Source organism: Cupriavidus sp. C2SS-8b (genome assembly GCF_057073745.1).
The window spans coordinates 348,387-365,259 of record NZ_CP172718.1; the positions used below are offsets into that span (position 1 = coordinate 348,387).

The 16,873-nt window shown below is 62.5% G+C and carries 17 protein-coding genes; 5 read left to right on the forward strand and 12 right to left on the reverse strand.

Annotation, left to right across the window (positions count from 1 at the left end; all coding sequences use genetic code 11):
• The first annotated feature begins 376 nt into the window (after positions 1-376).
• Positions 377-1,378: a PRTRC system protein D gene (locus tag ACIGJB_RS31285; protein WP_483734792.1), complete on the forward strand. Its 1,002-nt coding sequence runs from the start codon at positions 377-379 to the stop codon at positions 1,376-1,378.
• A gap of 920 nt (positions 1,379-2,298) precedes the next feature.
• Here ACIGJB_RS31285 and ACIGJB_RS31290 read toward each other — a convergent pair.
• The 7 genes from ACIGJB_RS31290 to ACIGJB_RS31320 form a co-directional block, all read right to left on the reverse strand.
• Entirely contained in the window at positions 2,299-2,496 is a 198-nt protein-coding gene (locus ACIGJB_RS31290) for a hypothetical protein (RefSeq protein ID WP_483734793.1), read from the reverse strand.
• A 15-nt stretch (positions 2,497-2,511) separates the two neighbouring features.
• Complete coding sequence (locus ACIGJB_RS31295; protein WP_483734794.1) at positions 2,512-2,730, reverse strand: hypothetical protein; 219 nt, start codon at positions 2,728-2,730, stop codon at positions 2,512-2,514.
• Between the two features lie 111 nt (positions 2,731-2,841).
• On the reverse strand, positions 2,842-3,885 hold the full coding sequence (locus ACIGJB_RS31300) for a primase-helicase zinc-binding domain-containing protein (RefSeq protein ID WP_483734795.1): 1,044 nt from the start codon (positions 3,883-3,885) through the stop codon (positions 2,842-2,844).
• Positions 3,886-4,123: 238 nt separating this feature from the next.
• Positions 4,124-4,699, reverse strand: a complete 576-nt coding sequence (locus tag ACIGJB_RS31305; protein WP_483734796.1) for a single-stranded DNA-binding protein — start codon at positions 4,697-4,699, stop codon at positions 4,124-4,126.
• Between the two features lie 18 nt (positions 4,700-4,717).
• On the reverse strand, positions 4,718-5,479 hold the full coding sequence (locus ACIGJB_RS31310; protein WP_483734797.1) for a hypothetical protein: 762 nt from the start codon (positions 5,477-5,479) through the stop codon (positions 4,718-4,720).
• 8 nt (positions 5,480-5,487) lie between these two features.
• Positions 5,488-5,916, reverse strand: a complete 429-nt coding sequence (locus tag ACIGJB_RS31315; RefSeq protein WP_483734798.1) for a hypothetical protein — start codon at positions 5,914-5,916, stop codon at positions 5,488-5,490.
• Between the two features lie 99 nt (positions 5,917-6,015).
• Positions 6,016-6,321, reverse strand: a complete 306-nt coding sequence (locus ACIGJB_RS31320; protein ID WP_483734799.1) for a hypothetical protein — start codon at positions 6,319-6,321, stop codon at positions 6,016-6,018.
• Positions 6,322-7,077: 756 nt separating this feature from the next.
• Here ACIGJB_RS31320 and ACIGJB_RS31325 point away from each other — a divergent pair.
• The 4 genes from ACIGJB_RS31325 (at position 7,078) to ACIGJB_RS31340 (ending at position 10,891) form a co-directional block, all read left to right on the forward strand.
• A complete protein-coding gene (locus ACIGJB_RS31325) occupies positions 7,078-8,247 on the forward strand; it encodes a hypothetical protein (RefSeq protein ID WP_483734800.1) in 1,170 nt (389 codons plus the stop codon).
• A gap of 11 nt (positions 8,248-8,258) precedes the next feature.
• Positions 8,259-9,443 carry a FlhC family transcriptional regulator gene (locus tag ACIGJB_RS31330; RefSeq protein ID WP_483734801.1) on the forward strand — a complete coding sequence of 395 codons (1,185 nt, stop codon included), beginning with the start codon at positions 8,259-8,261 and terminating at the stop codon, positions 9,441-9,443.
• Positions 9,444-9,615: 172 nt separating this feature from the next.
• Complete coding sequence (locus ACIGJB_RS31335) at positions 9,616-9,837, forward strand: hypothetical protein (RefSeq protein WP_483734802.1); 222 nt, start codon at positions 9,616-9,618, stop codon at positions 9,835-9,837.
• Between the two features lie 229 nt (positions 9,838-10,066).
• Complete coding sequence (locus ACIGJB_RS31340; RefSeq protein ID WP_483734803.1) at positions 10,067-10,891, forward strand: hypothetical protein; 825 nt, start codon at positions 10,067-10,069, stop codon at positions 10,889-10,891.
• Between the two features lie 53 nt (positions 10,892-10,944).
• Here ACIGJB_RS31340 and ACIGJB_RS31345 read toward each other — a convergent pair whose 3' ends face one another.
• The 5 genes from ACIGJB_RS31345 to ACIGJB_RS31365 form a co-directional block, all read right to left on the reverse strand.
• Positions 10,945-12,228 carry an adhesin gene (locus tag ACIGJB_RS31345; protein WP_483734804.1) on the reverse strand — a complete coding sequence of 428 codons (1,284 nt, stop codon included), beginning with the start codon at positions 12,226-12,228 and terminating at the stop codon, positions 10,945-10,947.
• Between the two features lie 160 nt (positions 12,229-12,388).
• Entirely contained in the window at positions 12,389-13,027 is a 639-nt protein-coding gene (locus tag ACIGJB_RS31350) for a type 4 pilus major pilin (protein WP_483734805.1), read from the reverse strand.
• 61 nt (positions 13,028-13,088) lie between these two features.
• Positions 13,089-14,312, reverse strand: coding sequence for a type II secretion system F family protein (locus tag ACIGJB_RS31355; RefSeq protein ID WP_483734806.1), 1,224 nt, complete (start codon positions 14,310-14,312; stop codon positions 13,089-13,091).
• Positions 14,312-16,156 (reverse strand): ATPase, T2SS/T4P/T4SS family, encoded by a 1,845-nt coding sequence (locus ACIGJB_RS31360; RefSeq protein WP_483734807.1) that lies wholly within the window; start codon positions 16,154-16,156, stop codon positions 14,312-14,314. The genes ACIGJB_RS31355 and ACIGJB_RS31360 overlap by 1 nt, the downstream gene beginning before the upstream one ends.
• Before the next feature lie 8 nt (positions 16,157-16,164).
• Complete coding sequence (locus tag ACIGJB_RS31365) at positions 16,165-16,866, reverse strand: hypothetical protein (RefSeq protein ID WP_483734808.1); 702 nt, start codon at positions 16,864-16,866, stop codon at positions 16,165-16,167.
• Positions 16,867-16,873: the final 7 nt, after the last annotated feature.

Genomic DNA, 16,873 nt, shown 5'->3' on the forward strand with positions numbered 1-16,873 from the left:
GGGATGGCCGCCAACGTGGCGGCAGGTCGATGCGTCGGGGACGCGAGAAGTACGTCAAGGATAGCGAGCCACGCCTGCCTGCGCAACCTCACGGGAACGCGAAACGTACTGAAATTCGCGAGCTTACGACGACTTGACACTGAGTATCTGCCTGTAGAGTTGACCCGTCGATGTGCCACGCAATGGGACTTGGCCAAGGCTGCACGTTGCATGTCCCATAAGGTCAGACAAATTGGAGCGACCAACCATGATTGGTGCTCGGTCCGAGTGGCACTTGCTCGGCCAGCTCCGTTCTGGTCGGTCTTGATCTGGCGTGCTCCGTCCTCGTGGCACCCACTCACAACCGTTACCTATAGTCACCAAGGAATCTCTGCTCATGAAAATTTCGACCGTCGCAATCGATGTTGGCTACGGCCACACCAAGTCGGCGTTCCCGCTCGGCTCAGACATTGCCACCAACATGTTTCCATCGTTGGCGCCAATTGCTGCGACCACATCACTGACGCCGCATAGCGGCTCCATCCTCCGCGCTCGCAACGTCGTCAATGTGGTGGTTGACGGTGCGCGTTATGAGGTAGGACCGGAGGTTTCCATCAGCGCGCCACATGGGAACACCGGACGGTCATTGTCCGAGGACTTTGTCACGACCCCGAACTACGCTGCGCTACTGGCAGGAGCCCTTCACAATGCCAAGGCGACGGAAATCGATCGCCTGGTGCTGGGCCTTCCCGTGCACAACACCCAAAAGTACGCCGGCTACCTGAAGGATCGCTTCAGCGGCGAGCTGGATTTTGGTTGGGGTCCGATTCAGGTCCATAGCGTGCTGCCACTGCCTCAGCCTCTCGGAACATTGATCACGTTCATCCAGCAAAGCGGCAAGCAATATGACTCGGACAATGCCTACTTGGTCATTGACGTGGGGTATTTCACTACAGACTGGGTCGTTGCCCGCGGTTACACGATGGACGACAGCCGTAGCGGTGGCGTGCCGGGCGGCGTCTCCCGGATCTATCAGCAGGTCGCAAATCTAATTTCACAGGCGGAGGGTGAAGCGGTGGACAGCATCGAACGGATCGACAAGGCTATCCGCGAAGTAAAGCCCCTTCTCTACTTTGGCAAGGACCTTGATGTGCGTCCCTTCCTCGAAGAGGCTATTGCCGTGTCCCGCCAATCTTTAAAGGAAGTCCAGGCGCGAGTCGGTCGTACCGAGGATATCCGCGCGATCATCCTGACCGGTGGCGGAGCACACTTGTATGCTCCCGCTGTTAAAGCGGCCTTTCCGCGCAATACTGTCCAGGTTATGGACGCGCCTTGCTTCGCCAACGTCCGCGGCTTCTACACGATAGGCTCTGCACGCCAGATGTCGAAATCCTCCTGATACTGCTGAGCATGGAAAAGCTTCAGATTACGCTCACGCTGTCCAGCGAAGCTGCGCCCGATCTGCTGGCGTACCTGCTACAAATACCGGGCGCTCGCGAGCGCGCCTTCGTATTCAGGCTCCTGGCACAGCGCGGCTTGCGAGCCCTTGGCGACGCGGGTACCGACGGATTACTACCCGCACCCGCAGGAAGCCTAGCCACAATAGCCCCCCCGGTGACCACCCCGCTTGCTACCAGTGGTAGTGATCGCGCCATGGGAGATGAGCTGGGCACAATTGCCCCGGTCGTACCAGCGCCAGCCAACAGGTCGTTTGCGGCGCCGGAGGCAAGCCCCTCTGCGATGGATGCGATGAATTCCGTTGCAATTCTGGACGTCGGAGCACTGAACGATGCAATGGCCAGATTTGGCTAAACACAACACACAAGACCTCAATAAGAAAAAGCTCAAAAGGAAGATTACGTTGACCCAGTACACGGCACCCCGTCTGCTCGCGTAGTTGAATGCGTTCCCTGGTGCCCGCGAGCGGGCTCTCGTGTTGAAGCTGCTGGCCGAGCGGGCGATAGAGGCCGGCATCAACCCGCATGGGCCTGCGCCTTCACTGCCAGCGGCGGCACCAACGACGACCCGGACGACGGCGGCGGCAACGGCCACTTCGAAGAAAGCGTCCCCGGGGTCGCAGCCAAGCGCGAAGCCGCTGCGCCAACGAAGGGCCGGCCTGCTTCACGAAGTGGGCGGGCGGCCAAGTAAGCACAGCCGCCTGACGGAAGCTGCCCGACCGTCTGGGCAGCTTCCGCTGATGGCGCGAGGCAGTCCGAAAGTACTGACTATTGCCATACCGCAGCGCTGGTTACTTCGATCGGCTGGGGCGCGGGCGAACTGGTTCGGAATCACCGCGCCCTTGACTTCTCGGCGCGGCAGCTAAAGTAGAATCCACTGCAACGAATCAAGAGGGGTCAAAAAATCATGACGGAATACGAAGTCATTCGCTTCTTCAAGTTTCTGCTGACATTCGGCATTGGCTTTTGCCTGTGGGAAGCCGCGCTGAGAGTCTTCATGGCGCTCCGCCAGAAGTGACTGGACAAAAAAAACCCGGCAAAAATCGCCGGGTTTTTTCATAGGGGATAAGCACGCTCAGTGCAGCGTCGGCCGTTGCTGGCCGGCGCAGTACGTGAACGCGGAATCGAAATCGGCTTCGGTGTGCTGAAGCTGCGTGGAGCCATCGGCATTGCGACGGTAGACATGGTAGGTCTCGGCATCAGACTGGCACGCCGGGACGGAACCCGACGGCAGTTGGCGCATGGCGCGAATCTGCAGACGACCTACGATAACGCGGAACCCTTTGAACGACATATCAGAACTCCAGGTAATGAACTGCCGCAAGGGTTCTCCCCGGCGGGCAGAACCCGCAGGGCAGAAAGAGAAAGAGGTACCGCCCCGAGAGGCGGCGTCCACAACAAACGGCTAGGCGCAGACTGCGCGCTTGCCGGCAATGCCTTGCAACCGGTTTGCGGTCAGCCACTGGTCGCAGAAATCGGTGCCACGCACCATCGGGCGATGCACGTGAACGGTCAGGCCTTCACTTCGGGCACGCTTGGCAAGTGCCAGCGCGTCCGCCATGCCGGGCGATTTTCCGGTCCTCGGATCGACCTCATCAAAGTCAGCGAAGACGTGCAACGTATGGATGCCCATGCCTTGCGGGACGACGAAGCGGCTCAGCAAGACACGATTCAGGCAGTACCAGGTCGGCACGCCGAACAGCATATGCGCGGCGTAGGCCGTTTCCAGCCCTTCAGCCACGCCCAGGACACCATCGCGCGGCGGCATCAGCCGCACGGCTCCCCCCGCAGGGGACAACGCCGATACATCATTGCGCTTGGCCGGCAGGATTTCACCTTCGGCCGACACGATGAACGCCTTGGCCGGCTTGGCTGGATCTAGGGTCGTGCGGTGCACGGTCGCCATACGGCCGTCGGGCAGCGTGAACTGCGCAACGATCGTCGGATAGCGCCCAAGCACTGCATCCTCGTGGCGATAGTCCATCGTCGCCAGTCTTAACGCAGTCGGTCGGGGGGCCACCAGGCCCGGCACGCGAGCAGCGAGATAGCGCATCGCGGCGTCGCCCGGCACCAGCGCTTTCGCGCTCGACCAGACGCGCTCGATGCGCTTGACTTTCGCCTTGTCCGACATGGCGACCTTCGGTGCAGTCAGCCGCGCTGCATGTGGCAGCACGCTCGGAGGGAGTTTGCCCTCCAATTCGTTGGCGAGGTCAGCGAACTTCATGCCGGTGAAGCGGCAGATGAGCATTAGCCCGTCGCCGGCCATCGGGTTGCCGTCGTTGCATCGGCGGCAGACCCAGTCGCCGCGACCGCGCTTGTTGTCATAGGTGAAGCGGTTCTTGCCGCCACAAACCGGGCACGGCGAGGGCCGCCCGGAAAGGGATGACTCACGGATGCCGTACTTGAGCAGTACGGACAACCACTGGGCCGGACTCCAGTTCAAGTCCATTTGCACTCCTGATAGAAGTGGGGGTTGGTCGATGCCTGAGACAGGCGGGGAAATCGCTTGCTCAAAGGACACCCCGGCCGATCCAGAGGGTCTTTTCAGCATGGCGCATCGCGGGAAGGATGGGGATGGGTGGCCCGGAACCGGGCTGGGAAAGAAGGCGGCTATTGCCGCCGGTGGGGGCCGGCAGCAGTAGCGATACAACGTGGGGAAAGGGGCGGGACTACGACTTTTCCGGTGCTCAGTACATCGGCGCACCGTCGTAGCGGAACGGAATCCCATCGAGCGCTGCAGGGCGCATGAAGGGAATTTCGTCATCCATGTCCGCGAAGCCGTTCGATGGCGCTTGCTGCTGACGCGGCGGCGCACTCTGCCGCTGCTGGCCGCCTTGCGCGCCTTGCGGCTGGCGGGGCTGCTGCTGGCCTTGCGACTGGCGTGACGGCTGTTGGCCGTAGCCATCGTCCTCACCGGCACTACCACCCTGGCGGCTGCCTAGCATCTGCATCTGATCGGCGACGATCTCGGTGCTGTACTTGTCTTGGCCGGACTGGTCCTGCCACTTGCGGGTGCGGATGCGGCCCTCGATGTAGACCGAGGAGCCCTTCTTCAGGTACTGGCCCGCGACCTCCGCAAGCTTGCCGAAGATCGAGATCCGGTGCCACTCGGTGGCCTCCTTCAGCTCGCCGCTTTGCTTGTCCTTGTAGCGGTCGGTTGTTGCCAATCGGAGGTTAGTCACGGCATCCCCGCTGGGCATGTAACGGGTTTCCGGGTCTGCCCCGAGATTCCCGACGAGAATGACTTTATTGACGGATGCCATAGATTATTTCCTTTTGAATCAATGTGAACGGGTGATTGACCACAGCCACTTGTCCCACAGGACCTGTTGACCGTTGTCATCGAGTTTTGGCTTCCCCGACTTGCGGTGGAAGGCCGGAACCTGAACCTTTTGCAGCCGCCGCACTTCCACGCGGTCGCCAATCTGGCAACCGGCTTCGGCGATGGCGTCCTTGAGCCCCTCGCCTTGCAGCGTGTCAATGCCTGTCGCCGTTTCCAGCTTCAGTGCAAACGAAGTGTAGGTGCGCCCGATGCGCTTGCGCTCGGGAAACTCGGCTTCGCCCCAGAAGGCGATCGTGCCACGATGCACCGCGGTGCCTGGCTCGTGCCGTGCTGACATTCTGGCAGCCGCGGGTGCGGCGCGCTGGACGTCGCAGGACGCTTCATGGGTAGACTGGCTTGCGCCGTCGTTGCTCGGCACTGCTGTGCGCGCCGCAGGTGTGGCGTGAGCACGGATGGCGGCGGCGATCACGGCGGATAGCTTCGCGCCGGGATGCTCGCCTGCCACGCTCCAATACGGAACCGGATCGGGCAACAGCTTCTGGCCGAAGCGCGTCGCAGTCGGGCGGGGGTCAAAGGCCGCGACAAAGTGAACGATGCGTTCGCCTTCATCGCGGAAGAGATTCGGCACGCCGCCGATCTCTATGTGAACCTCGTTGCGCGAGCCGGTACCGACCGCTTGCGCGCCGGCCGGTGCGGATTCCGCTGCGCGCGGCTGCAGGGCGTCCTGCAGCGCGCCAAGGAGTCTCTGGATGATAGCCACGGCAACTCCTACAGCAGCGTGCCACAGCGGATCCGACGAACTTCGTCCAGGTCGCGCTTGAGGCGGGAGTGATTGAGGATGATGTCTTGCAGAACTTCGGGATCGACACCGGTGACGGCGCAGACGTAGGCATAGGGCAGTGCTCCGTCCCAGTAGCCAAAGATCCAGCCAAGCGTCATGTCGAAGTCGTCCTTCTCGACGGCCTTGCCTTGCATGCGCGCACGCAGCAGATCGGCACAGTCAGCCAGTGATTCGGGCAGGTTGTCGCCGCGACGGCTGTCGCAGGCGAGACTGATCAGAGCGTCAATCATCTGGTCGCGCACAGCCTCGCTCCAAAACTGCGGATCGGGCAGTGGGTCGCGCTTGGGAGGATCGACTGTGACAGGTGCCGCGTCCCCGAAGAAATCGAGTTGCCAGGCGGCGGGTTTCATTTTCATAGGGTTCTCCGGGCGGGAACCCTATTGCCCACCTAGCGGTGGGAACAAGGTTCCCACGACAGGTGGATAGGGCCGCCCTCATCACGAGGGCGGGACAGGTCAGGCGCTGCGACGGGCAGCGTCCTGACGTTTCAACGGAACGACGACGGGGGACTTTGCATATGCGGGCGCTCGGGGCGTCTGCGATCGCTCAGCTTCTGCGAAAGCAGCTTGCGGCTTGGGCATCACCACATCTCGGGGCGTCGGCACAACGTGCGCACGACCAAAGATTTTGTGATAGGCCCAAGACACTACAACGAGCACGAGGAAGATGCTGCAAGCTGGTACTTGTGATGCCACGTAAATCGCCATCAGCGTGAAGAACAGGCGGACAGGAGAGCGCATCAGATTGGCCAAGGACTCCATGGTTTTCTCTCTTGAAAACAGTAAATGGAATTTACCGACAGAAAGGTCGGGCGATTATTCGATGCTCAGATGAGCAAGGAATCCTTGGAGCGGCGACGCGCTTGCCGGATGCTCCGGCATCGAGCAAAGGCGCTGCGCAAAGGAATCGGGACGGAAGGAGAACTACGCGACGAAGCAAGCCCAGGAAGGCGGCACTGCTTGTCAATGTCGATGCGTCTGGGACGCGAGAAGTGAACCGATAGTAGCGCGAAACCCAAGGGGCCAGCAAGGGACGTGGCCAAAACAATGAAGGGGCGGATGCCGTCGGGTTGTATGCGCCGCTACCCCAAGCACATGAGTCCGGGGTGCAGACGATAACAGGGGCAGTTTCATACCTCTTACCGCCTACGCCCCGGACTCATGTGCTCGCCCCCTCCCCGGTGCACAACAGCATCCGACGCTCCGCCGAACTCCAATTCAGTTACATCTGTTTTAAGTTCGGCTTAATTCTTACCCCCACCAAGGTCGTATAGGTGTTAACACCTATGAGGATTGAACCGATAAAAGACGGGTGAAATCTGCGTCATTTCGCGCCTTGAAACTGAAAGGGATATGAATAAGGTGAGTTTATGGCGGCAACTAACAGTGCAAGTGGCATTAACCTCTCACCACCTTCACGCCGATGCGTTGCCTTGACCTTGTTTGCTATTCGCCCACCAGCGTTGGCAAAGGACCACGCTCACCCGATTTCGGCCTTCCTTCTTCAAAAAAAAGATCATGGAAAAGAAAAGCAAGTTTGAACTGACCAATAGCCCGCGCCCACCATCCATCCTGGAACTGACGCGGGAGCAACTCTCGCCGTATCTTGAGGCGGCCGCTATTGCACGCATCGTCCAGGCGGGCGAAGAGATTGCCATTGCACGCGAGCGCATTTTTTCCGAACACGTCGTGATCGGCTCGAAGCTCACACAGATCCACCAGATCCTCCACACGTCGCTGCTCAGTCGCCGTGACGATGCCGCGCAGGCAGCCAACGATGCCCGCATGCTGCTGTACCGGTTCACCGAGCATACGCTCAAGATTCCCAAGTGGTCGGCCAAGCGCTATCTGACGGTCTACGAGCGCTTCATGAACAACCACGATGCACTCACGTTCCTGAATATCGGCGAACTGAACACTCTCAAGCGGCAGGACATCACCCCAGAAGAAATTGCCTTGGTGGTCAAAGCCAAACAAGCGAACGAAGCGTTCAGCCGCGATGAAATCCTGCCCTTCATTGAACGCTACCGTGTACTGGCCGCGGAAATGGAGGCGCTGGAAACACAGCTCGCCGGCACCGAGGAACAACTGTCAACGAGCATGGGCCTACAAGACCAGTACCAGCTCGAACTGAAGTACCTGAAAGACCAGATCGCCACCGCTGGCAGGAGCACGGAAGCCCAACAGGCAGCCCTGATCGAGGCACAGACCGCCCTCGCCTCGCAGAGCGCCAACGTCGATGCCATGCAGATCGCCGTCGAGCGAGTGAATCGCGAAAAGTCCGAGTTGCAACGCCAGCTCGCGGAAATGAAGATCCGCGTCGACGTCAAGGAGGTGCCGGTGATCCCGGATGGATATACATCCGTGACACAAGCCATCGAGGAGGCCCAGGCCAGGCTGCAACAGGTGACCAGCGAACTGCTGGCATCCGAGGCCCAACTCGCCGGCGCGCGTCAAGCCATCGCTGCCAACGAGTCGCCTGAGCCGGCGCGCACTGCTCCGCCCGCCGAACGCCATGTTGGCCTGCGCCTGGACGGCCTCATAGCGGACTTCGATGAACTGCGCACCAAGTTTCAATCGTGCCAGTACGGCTGCGAGCTGCGCGAGCATCGCGGCACGCTCGCGTCGCTGGCCGCTTCGGTGGCCACTTTCCATCAAGAGCTGCTCGCAGCCACCAAGGCAGCTTGAGGCGGAGGACCATGACGCGACGCCAAACCAAAGAATTCCACGAGCAATTCCTGCATCCCGCATGGGTACTGGACCGCACCATGTCGGCCAACCTTCGCCTGTCGACGGCGATGGTCAATACCCTCGCCTTCAAGCCTGAGTTTGAGCCCATCTTTGGCGCGGACAAGGAGCATTTGCAGGCCCTGCGCGACGACGCCGAGCAGTCTTCGAAGATCCTTTGCTCGCCGTTTCTTGCCTTCTCCCCTACCCTCGAAACGCCGGCGGACTGGGCGTGCTTTGCAGACGGCTCCACGTCAACGCTGGCCTATGACCGGCTCGCGGCGTCGACCCCCGCGCTGACCCCGCTGGACAAGATGCTGCTGGAGCAATACAACCGACTCTACCTGGGCGCCCTATACGACGTGCTCAATATGTCATTGCTCGCCGCGCCGCTCCTTGGTATCTCCATCGAGCTGGCCGAGTACCTGCTCACCGTGCCACAGCACCGCGTCGAACTTGCGATCTCGTCGCGGGCGATCCCGCTGTTCAAGTGGCGCTTCGCCAACCCCCTATTCTGGGTCGAAGCCAGCTTGCCCACCTTTAGCCCGGAGATTCTGGCGCACTACCTGATGGAGCACTGCCCCATCCGGGCGGACAGGCTCCCGCATTCCGGCGAATGGGGCAACTTCCGCATTGCGCGCCCGCTGCCCGAAGCCTACGCCGAGGCCTTCGTCCGCTTCAGGTGCCGCGCCAAAAGTGTGGCCTCGCTGTTCAATATGAACGTCACGGCTGTCCGCCAGATGTATATCCGCATCCATGGCGAATCCTCACCCTCCGGTCATTCGCCAACCTCATTGGCCTGGTATCTGACTTCCTCGGTGCGGCGCGTCCAGGCGACCTTTCAGGTTTGGCTGTTCCGCACAGCCATCGCCAGCGGCGGCTCCATCCCTGAGTCGTTTGTCGCCTCTGTTGACATTGCCAGTCAAATGTTCGGCCCAGAGGCCGCGGTCAGCCCCGACCGGGCACTCCATCTTTCGCGCTCGATGGCAACCGAACATGAGCTGGCCGTGCGCGCGTGCCGCACGTGCGGCACCGCATACCTGACGGCCAACGGCGACCTGGCCCGCGCTGTACTGTGCCCAAGCTGTAGCGGTACCCTTTCGTCCCCGAATGTGGGGCGGGCTGGGCGCACGCGGTCGCGCAAGAAGAAGCATTGACACGCTCCCTAACCATCGGGGCGCGCGCTGGCACCCCATGTCTCAGCATTCGAAGTGGGGTCTCTTGAACTACGGAGTTTGGATTTTTCAAGGCCTGTGCATGCTCTGCACAGCCTATCTTGCCCACCGGCGTGGCCGGAATCCCTGGCTTTGGGGGGCACTGGCATACGTGTTGACCGTCCTCACGCCCTTTGTGCTCGCCTTTGTCACCCGCCAGAAGCGCGTCTCGCTGAAGCAATACCTGGCGCAGTACCCGCATTGCCGCACCAAGCGGGGCATCGCCTGCGTCAATTGCAATTCCGGGAGCATTCGGATGTGGCGCAACAGCGGTCTTCTGTCCAATCGCGTCCAGCATCTTTGCAACCACTGCGGTTCCTATCTGTACGACAGCTAAACCGCGGAACTGCCAACGAGGCGGGCGAGCGGACTTGACTCGCTCCGTTCTCAAGTCAAGCGGCCATTGCGCCGTTATGCCGATCTACCGCGATTGCCACGCCTCGGCTGCCTGCGTCACGGGCTCGCGGCCGGTGCCGCGCCCTTGACTTTGGATTCAGGCCGGTAGGATGAAATTACACGCTCCGATGTGAGCGCGCCAACCCAATCCCTTGAAGGAACACACAACAATGAAAACGACGATGAAGCTTGGTCTCTCCGCAATTTCCCTCGCCTCGCTGCTCGCGCTGGCCGCCTGCGGTGGTGGTGGTGGCGAAGCACCTGCTGGCGCGCCCGCCACGACGCCGCCGCCCCCACCGGCACCGACCATCACCGTGCAAGGCTCCGCAGCAACGGTCGCGGCTGACCCGTTGGCGGTGGTTTTCGTACCTCAAACGGAAACGTCCACCAGGTCTGTCCTGCAATCCATCGCGTCCAATGCCTTCCCCGCGCAGTTCCAGAAGGCACCGAATGCCGGGGCATACACCCAGCTTGGCATCGACGCGAACAGCCTCATTACGCTCAATGGTGGCACCGTAGCAGACGTGGCCGGCAATGGGGAATTCGCCATCGGGCGCTGGACGAACGGCTCTAACAGCATCGGAAGCATTTCCGCCAATCAAGGGGCGCACTATGCTGTCGGCAAGCCATTGACGCTGGCTCCGGACCTCACCCCAGGAGCAACCAAGAGTTGTACGCTCGTGGCGAGCACTGCGCCCACCGCCGTAAGCGGAAATTTTGGCGTAGGGAAGGTGAACTCCGCCACGGCGACCATCGCTATGGTGGGCCCGACGCTTCAGGACTTCAAACTTGACGTCGCGATTGGGTCGGATGCACACGCAACTGCGAATGCGACATTGACTGCCTTGCAGGGCGTACTCCAATCGCAAGGCTTCATGCGGCATATCCAGACACTCGGTGCGAGCCAAGCCGCTCCGCTACTCGCAATTGGCTATGCGATGCCCACCCCCTCTAGCGGCGATGTAACCGGCGTGGTCGTCCTGCAGTGCCAGTAGTAGATCCAGCGAAACAATGAAAAAATGGCCAACGCTAGCTGGCCATTCTTCACTCAACCTCCTCCACCCCCGGTTGAGTTGTACGACGTACCTGCCATCCAGGAGTACGTGCCTCCCGGGCACACCTGCCCGTAGCTGCTATCCCAGCCACTTCCCCCGGCCCTTGTTATACAGAGGCCCCATGCCCAATTGTTAGCCCAAACCGGCTTGTATTCCCAGGTACTCACAATCGTGCCATCGGACGAACCGGAGGCAGACCGCCAAACGCCGTTCTGGCAGGACAGAATCTTTCCATTTGGATCGCTACGAATCGCACCCTGGGGGTCACCACAGGGCCAGCCTTCCCAGACCTGCTGCCCGCCGCCGGTGGAGGGCACAACGGCTCCGGCAGCGTATAGGTAACCGCTGCTGCGTACTGACCCATTTGCTGAAACGTCACCCCATGATTGGACCACGTTGCCGTATACGCCATTACCCGTGACGTTGGCGTTCGCCCGAAGATCACCGTTAGACTGTACGTAGTTCCCGTAGACACCATTGCCGCTCACGTTCGCGCCGGCCGATACGTTTCCACTGGCTGTCATTGAGCCGGCCGCGCTGACGTTCGCCGCCGCCGACACCGAGCCATTCGACTGCAAATTCCCCACCCGATTCATCGCCTGATTGTTGGCGTCCATCGGGCCGGTCAGGTTCAGCGAGCCGTCGCGCTTGTAGAATTGGTTCATGCTCTGCGCGAGCAGCGAGGTGTTGCCAACCCGCATCATCAGCACGCCCGGCTCGCTTCCCGCCAGCGGATTGGGCGCCGACCAGCTTGCCGCCATGCCCGTAATCACGCCCGGGCTCTCGGCATACGACACGCCTGAATCCACGCCAGCCGTGGCAATGACGCTGGCCAGCTGGTCGATGCGCACCCGGCCCGCCGAATCCCGGTAAGCCGTCGTCGAATACAACGCCCCCGGAATCGTGCAATTCGTCAGGCCGGTGCTGCAGTTGGTCGGGGTCAGGTCGACTTTGAATGCCAGGCCGAGCGGGCTCACGTCGCTGAAGCCGATCGGCAGCAACTTCAGGTTGATCAGATCCTGGACGGTCGGGTGCAGCGGATTCGCGACGGTCGCCGTCACGCTGCCGGCCGCGATCGTCGTCGGCCCGGCCGGACTGCCGGCCAGCACCGTCATGTTGTCGAACACATAGGTATTGACCGCGCTGGCGACGTTTGCCATGTACTGGCCGGTGCCCATCGCCAGCGCGTCATCGACCAGATTGTTGGTGTTATGGATCATCACCGCCATCCCGGCGGCAGCGATGGTCAGCTGAAAGGCGGCTTCCGTCAGGAACAAGGTGACCTCCGAATGAGTGAACGCCCAGCCAAGGGCCGGGCGCGGGAACTACGTCAACTGTGCCTCAAATCAGGCCACTACCGATCGTCGAAAGCTCACGAATTTGCTATCTCTATTGAAGGAAGGGGCACCGATGGAGGGATTGGCGAGCGGCCCGGGGTCAGGCAATGAACAGGTCAATCGTGTTGCTGCCACCCGAACAGGCGACCTTGCTCGGATCCACGGAGCCGCCCACCGCCTTGATGGTGGTGCCGTTCACGAGGATCTTGCCGGCGCTGCCCTGGTAAGAGGCCACGATAGAGATGCAGGCGGCGTCAGGCTGCTGCGGGATCGTCCATTGGAGCGAATCGTTGGCGCTCAGCAACTGGGCCGCCGCGACGGTCAGCGTGCCACCGCCCGGCTGCAGGATCACCGTGCTGCCCGACTCAGTCATGGTCGTCAGATCCTTGAACACGCCGTTGTTGATGAGGGCGGTAATGCTCACCTTGTTGTACTGGCCGCGGTAGCTTGTCTTGACCTTGCCGACCACGCCGTTCAGTTCGGTGGTCAGTTGCTGCACCTGCGAGTCGGTCTGGTTGCGCGAGAACAGCACCAGAATTGCTACCAGCGCAATGCCGGCCAGCAGCAGGTAGAAGCCATACTCGTCCAGCACGCCGCCGCCCCACTGCTTGCGCGAGCAGCGGTTGCGCTGGCCGGCAGGCGCAGCCTTGGGATCCATCAGGCACAGCGGATCAGCAGTCGCGGGCACGGCTTGCAGGATGTATTGATCGGCGGTGAAGGTCTTGGTTGCGTCGGTCATGGCAGGTTCTCCAGGTGGTATCAGGTACAAATGGGTTGTCAGAGGTTGGGGTGAGACGGGGTTACGGTTGGGTGGACGGGGCGGGCTGCACGGGCCGCTTTCCGCCCATGCCGACCACTTGGGTACGCACCTTCATTTCCTGCGCCATGAAGGCGGGCATGAAGGCCAGGCCAGTGATCAGGATGATGAGGATCACGGTCGCGCGGCGATTGAACTGCGAGGCCCGCGCCAGCATCAGCTTGGGCGTCTCCACCAGCAGATCCTCGGCCACGGTATGCAGCATCTTCGACAGGTCGCTCTCGTACTCGGCAATGTCCTGAATCCGGCAGCTCGTATCCTTGTCAAAGAGGCCGGTATCGAACACCTTGCCGCCCTCGTTGGGGATGTATTCGAGGTTCAACTCCATGCGCTCGATGTGGTGCGCCAGATAGGGATAGGCATTGCTGCGCATGAGCGTCAGGCCATCCGACAGGCTGCGGATATCCCCTCCGAAGCGCTTCGTGACCGCCGACAGCCCGGCCAGGAACTGCGCACTCTGGAAGCGGCGGAAGAAGTCAAAAACCAACACCTTGCGATCCAGCCAGCCGCGGTGACGGCCCGTATAGCCCTTCAGCGCCCGCAGCACCCACACGCAGGCACCGACTTCGGCCAGCACGACGAGCCAGCCCCAGTGCCGCAGAAACGTCGTCGTGTTGTGGAACGCCTTACCGATCGGCCCATACTGGCTCACATCCAGCATGCTGCGAAACGAATCATCGACCTTGGGGCCAACGAGGAAGGCCATGGCCGCCAGATAGGCGTGCAGGATCACCAGCGTCATCACGACACCCGCGAGGGTCAGCGCAATACCGGAGCGGGCTTCGCCGAGCACCGTCAGGTTGCGCGCCAGCGTCTCCAGCCCTTCCCGAATGTCGCCGCCATCCTCAGCCACAGCGAGGATCGGGATATCCTCATCGGGCACCGTGCCCCGGAAGATTTCCGTCAGGCGCGAACGCTGCATCTGGCCGTCGATGCCCTCGGAGCGCGACAGCCAGTGCGCCGCCAGGATGCCAAGCGGCTCGCCGGCGCGGCGGGCGGCATCCTTGGCGAAGTGGTTCGACACCGGCTCGCCCGGCATGTGCTGGATGCGCTTGGCCAGGTCGTGGTAGTACGTCGCCCGCTCCCTGCGGAAGCGGTACTTGGCCCAGAACAGCTTGTCGGCAAAGACGTGGTCGCCGGCGCGCAGGGCGGGCGCCCCCACCTTGCGCGAGAACGCACCGGCCACACGTTTGATCAGGTTCTGCATCAAGCGTGAATCCCCATAGCGTTGGCGGCACGCACCAGGTCGCGCTGGCGCTTGGCCTCATAGGCGTCCAGCGACGTGATTTTTTCCGCCTCGCGCGGATCGACGAGGCCGGCGAACACCTTGTACATCGCCACCTCGAACACGGTCTTGCCGGTGCTGTCGGGCACATCAAAGCCCAGCTTGCGCTTGCTGCGCTGGTACGCGGCCAGCTCGATGTTCTTCGCGTCACGGATATAGTTGAGATCCAGCTCGTCCGGCTCGAACATTTCAGCCACCACCGTGCGCCCGCGTGCCCCGTTGAGCGCTGGCAGGTTGGGACGGCGGCACAGGTCACAACCCACCGGGTTACGCAGCCGAATTCCCTCCACGTCGAACTGGAAAAGCCGCTCGATTTGCTTCAGCTTATCCGCGCCAAGCACGCGCTTCATGTCAGCGCCGCACAGCCCGCAGGAGCAGGTCTTGGGCAGCAGTGCCTGGTAGACGTACAGGTTCACGAAGCCCGGCGTGGCCAGCACGCTGCGCGGAATGCGCAATTCGCCGTCGGAGAGCCGATCAGGCGCAGTGAGCGCGCTCGGCGCGTGCACGGTCGTCAAGGCACGCAGACCCGCGCCCGCCACGTCGCGGAACAGACCGGCCGATTCGTGGTCACGCAGTTCGCCGACCATCACGAAGTGCGGGTTCATCCGCTTGATCTGGCGCTTGGCGGCAATGAACGGATCTTCGTCGCGGTTCGCGCCGTCCAGCGTGCGCGACACCGAGAAGTGGTGCGTGCCTTCGGCCAGCAGCTCCACCGGATCCTCAATCGCCATCTTGTTCATCCACGCGGGCAGGCGCTGCATGATGGCGTGCGCGGTGGTGGTCTTGCCCGAGCCGACCACGCCGACCATCACGGTGCCGCCGCCGAGGTGCATGGTGTTGCGGTCGAGCAGCTTCGCCTGTTGCTCGAAGTAGCCTAGGTCTTCCACGAAATCGACCCGTTCCGTCTCCACCTCCTCGCGGTGCATCCGCATGACCGTCACATGGCCGGTCGCGCTTTGCATGGAGGCCCAGCGGAACACCACAGACTGGCCGTCGATCTTGGTGCGGATACTAGTCTGCTGCGGCAGCACGCGGCTGAACACACCGTGCGAGCCGCCCTTGCCCTTCTGGTAGATGTGCGAGAGCGTATCCAGCATGACGCCCGTCTCCATGCGGAAATCGGGCGGCGCCACCAGATAGCCGTCGATCGCCAAGCGCACCTGCGAGTAGCCGCCCTGGTCCTCAATCTCCCAGTGCAGGTCGGAAGCGCCCTCGCGCAGCGCGAAGCGCCCCACCGCGTCGAAGTTCTGCCACAGGGCGCTCGCCGGACGTCGCCCTGCCCCCACGGCCAGCTTGTCGTGGCAGCCGGTCGGCTCGACGCTGCCCCGCGACAGCGCGACCATCACCTGCGCCGCGGCCACGTATATCGACGGCGCGGCCGGGTCATAGCGCAGGCGCAACTGGCGCAGGATTTCTTCTGTCACGTCGGAGTTCGCCATGTCCCGCGTGAGGATCAGGGCGAACCGGCCGCGGCCGTCGCTGGTGGCGGCGGCCTCGACCAGCACCGGGCAGATGGCGTGGCGCAGCGACGGCGCCATGTCCAACTCGTCGTAGAGCGTGCGCACGAACACCGGCAGGTCATCGACCGTCCCGATTTCGTCGGCGCGAACCTCACCCGTGCGTGGCACCGGCACGGCAGCTGCCCTCGCTGCGCCGGGCCCACCAGGTGCAGCCTGCACGAACGCCGCCCCGCCTGTCACGACCGTGACGCCGGCGCCAGCGCTTGCGAAGCCGTCGACTTTCTCGCGTTTGCCAAAGAGTCCCATAGCCTCGCTCAGCGTTGGGCCACGGTCGCGGGGGGCGACGCCACGGCAGTCTGCGCACCGGCCGGGGCCACCGGCGCCGTGGGCACCGGCAACGGCGCGGGCATCGACGAGACGCCCGGCGCCGGACTCATGGACGGCATCGGAAAGAACTGCGGCGTGCCCGGTGCAGTAGGCGTGCCCGCGCCCAGCGCCGGCAGCGGGCCGGAACGGGATGCCGTACTGGCACTACCCGTCGGCGGCGAAGCCAGCAGCACCGCCGCGTCGTCCTCCGCACGAGGAGCGAACACCTTTGCCTTGCCACGCGTGAAGGTGGTGCCGCTCTCGGTAATGGCCGACACCGTATAGCCGCGCCACTTCGCCCCGACCTTAGCCGGGTACACCTGGTCGCCCCAACGCACGTAGCTGCGCAGGGACATTGTGCCACCCGCACTGCGCCCGTCCACCCCATAGAGAGCGATGGTCTGCGGGGCGTGCTCTGCCGACGCCTTGGCTGCCGCACCGGCAGGTGCGGCAGCCAAGGCGGGCGGCGGCGCATTCCTGTCCAGTTCCTGCTGGAGCTTTTGCAGCGCCACCCGGGCGTCGGCGTCGATCAGCTTCTGGGTGAGCGACTTGTCGTCATCGGCTAACGCAGGGCCAGCCACCAACAGGGTGAGCGCGGCCATGGCGGCGCGGCGCAACGGAAACAAACGCGGGAACGGGGTTGCACGCATGAGGGTA

What these genes read in the sequence shown, in the direction of transcription:
- ACIGJB_RS31285 (WP_483734792.1), top strand. Translation starts at nt 377, where the DNA reads ATGAAAATTTCGACCGTCGCAATCGATGTTGGCTACGGCCACACCAAG.
- ACIGJB_RS31290 (WP_483734793.1), bottom strand. Translation starts at nt 2,496, where the DNA reads ATGAAAAAACCCGGCGATTTTTGCCGGGTTTTTTTTGTCCAGTCACTT.
- ACIGJB_RS31295 (WP_483734794.1), bottom strand. Translation starts at nt 2,730, where the DNA reads ATGTCGTTCAAAGGGTTCCGCGTTATCGTAGGTCGTCTGCAGATTCGC.
- ACIGJB_RS31300 (WP_483734795.1), bottom strand. Translation starts at nt 3,885, where the DNA reads ATGGACTTGAACTGGAGTCCGGCCCAGTGGTTGTCCGTACTGCTCAAG.
- ACIGJB_RS31305 (WP_483734796.1), bottom strand. Translation starts at nt 4,699, where the DNA reads ATGGCATCCGTCAATAAAGTCATTCTCGTCGGGAATCTCGGGGCAGAC.
- ACIGJB_RS31315 (WP_483734798.1), bottom strand. Translation starts at nt 5,916, where the DNA reads ATGAAAATGAAACCCGCCGCCTGGCAACTCGATTTCTTCGGGGACGCG.
- ACIGJB_RS31320 (WP_483734799.1), bottom strand. Translation starts at nt 6,321, where the DNA reads ATGGAGTCCTTGGCCAATCTGATGCGCTCTCCTGTCCGCCTGTTCTTC.
- ACIGJB_RS31325 (WP_483734800.1), top strand. Translation starts at nt 7,078, where the DNA reads ATGGAAAAGAAAAGCAAGTTTGAACTGACCAATAGCCCGCGCCCACCA.
- ACIGJB_RS31330 (WP_483734801.1), top strand. Translation starts at nt 8,259, where the DNA reads ATGACGCGACGCCAAACCAAAGAATTCCACGAGCAATTCCTGCATCCC.
- ACIGJB_RS31340 (WP_483734803.1), top strand. Translation starts at nt 10,067, where the DNA reads ATGAAAACGACGATGAAGCTTGGTCTCTCCGCAATTTCCCTCGCCTCG.
- ACIGJB_RS31350 (WP_483734805.1), bottom strand. Translation starts at nt 13,027, where the DNA reads ATGACCGACGCAACCAAGACCTTCACCGCCGATCAATACATCCTGCAA.
- ACIGJB_RS31355 (WP_483734806.1), bottom strand. Translation starts at nt 14,312, where the DNA reads ATGCAGAACCTGATCAAACGTGTGGCCGGTGCGTTCTCGCGCAAGGTG.
- ACIGJB_RS31360 (WP_483734807.1), bottom strand. Translation starts at nt 16,156, where the DNA reads ATGGGACTCTTTGGCAAACGCGAGAAAGTCGACGGCTTCGCAAGCGCT.
- ACIGJB_RS31365 (WP_483734808.1), bottom strand. Translation starts at nt 16,866, where the DNA reads ATGCGTGCAACCCCGTTCCCGCGTTTGTTTCCGTTGCGCCGCGCCGCC.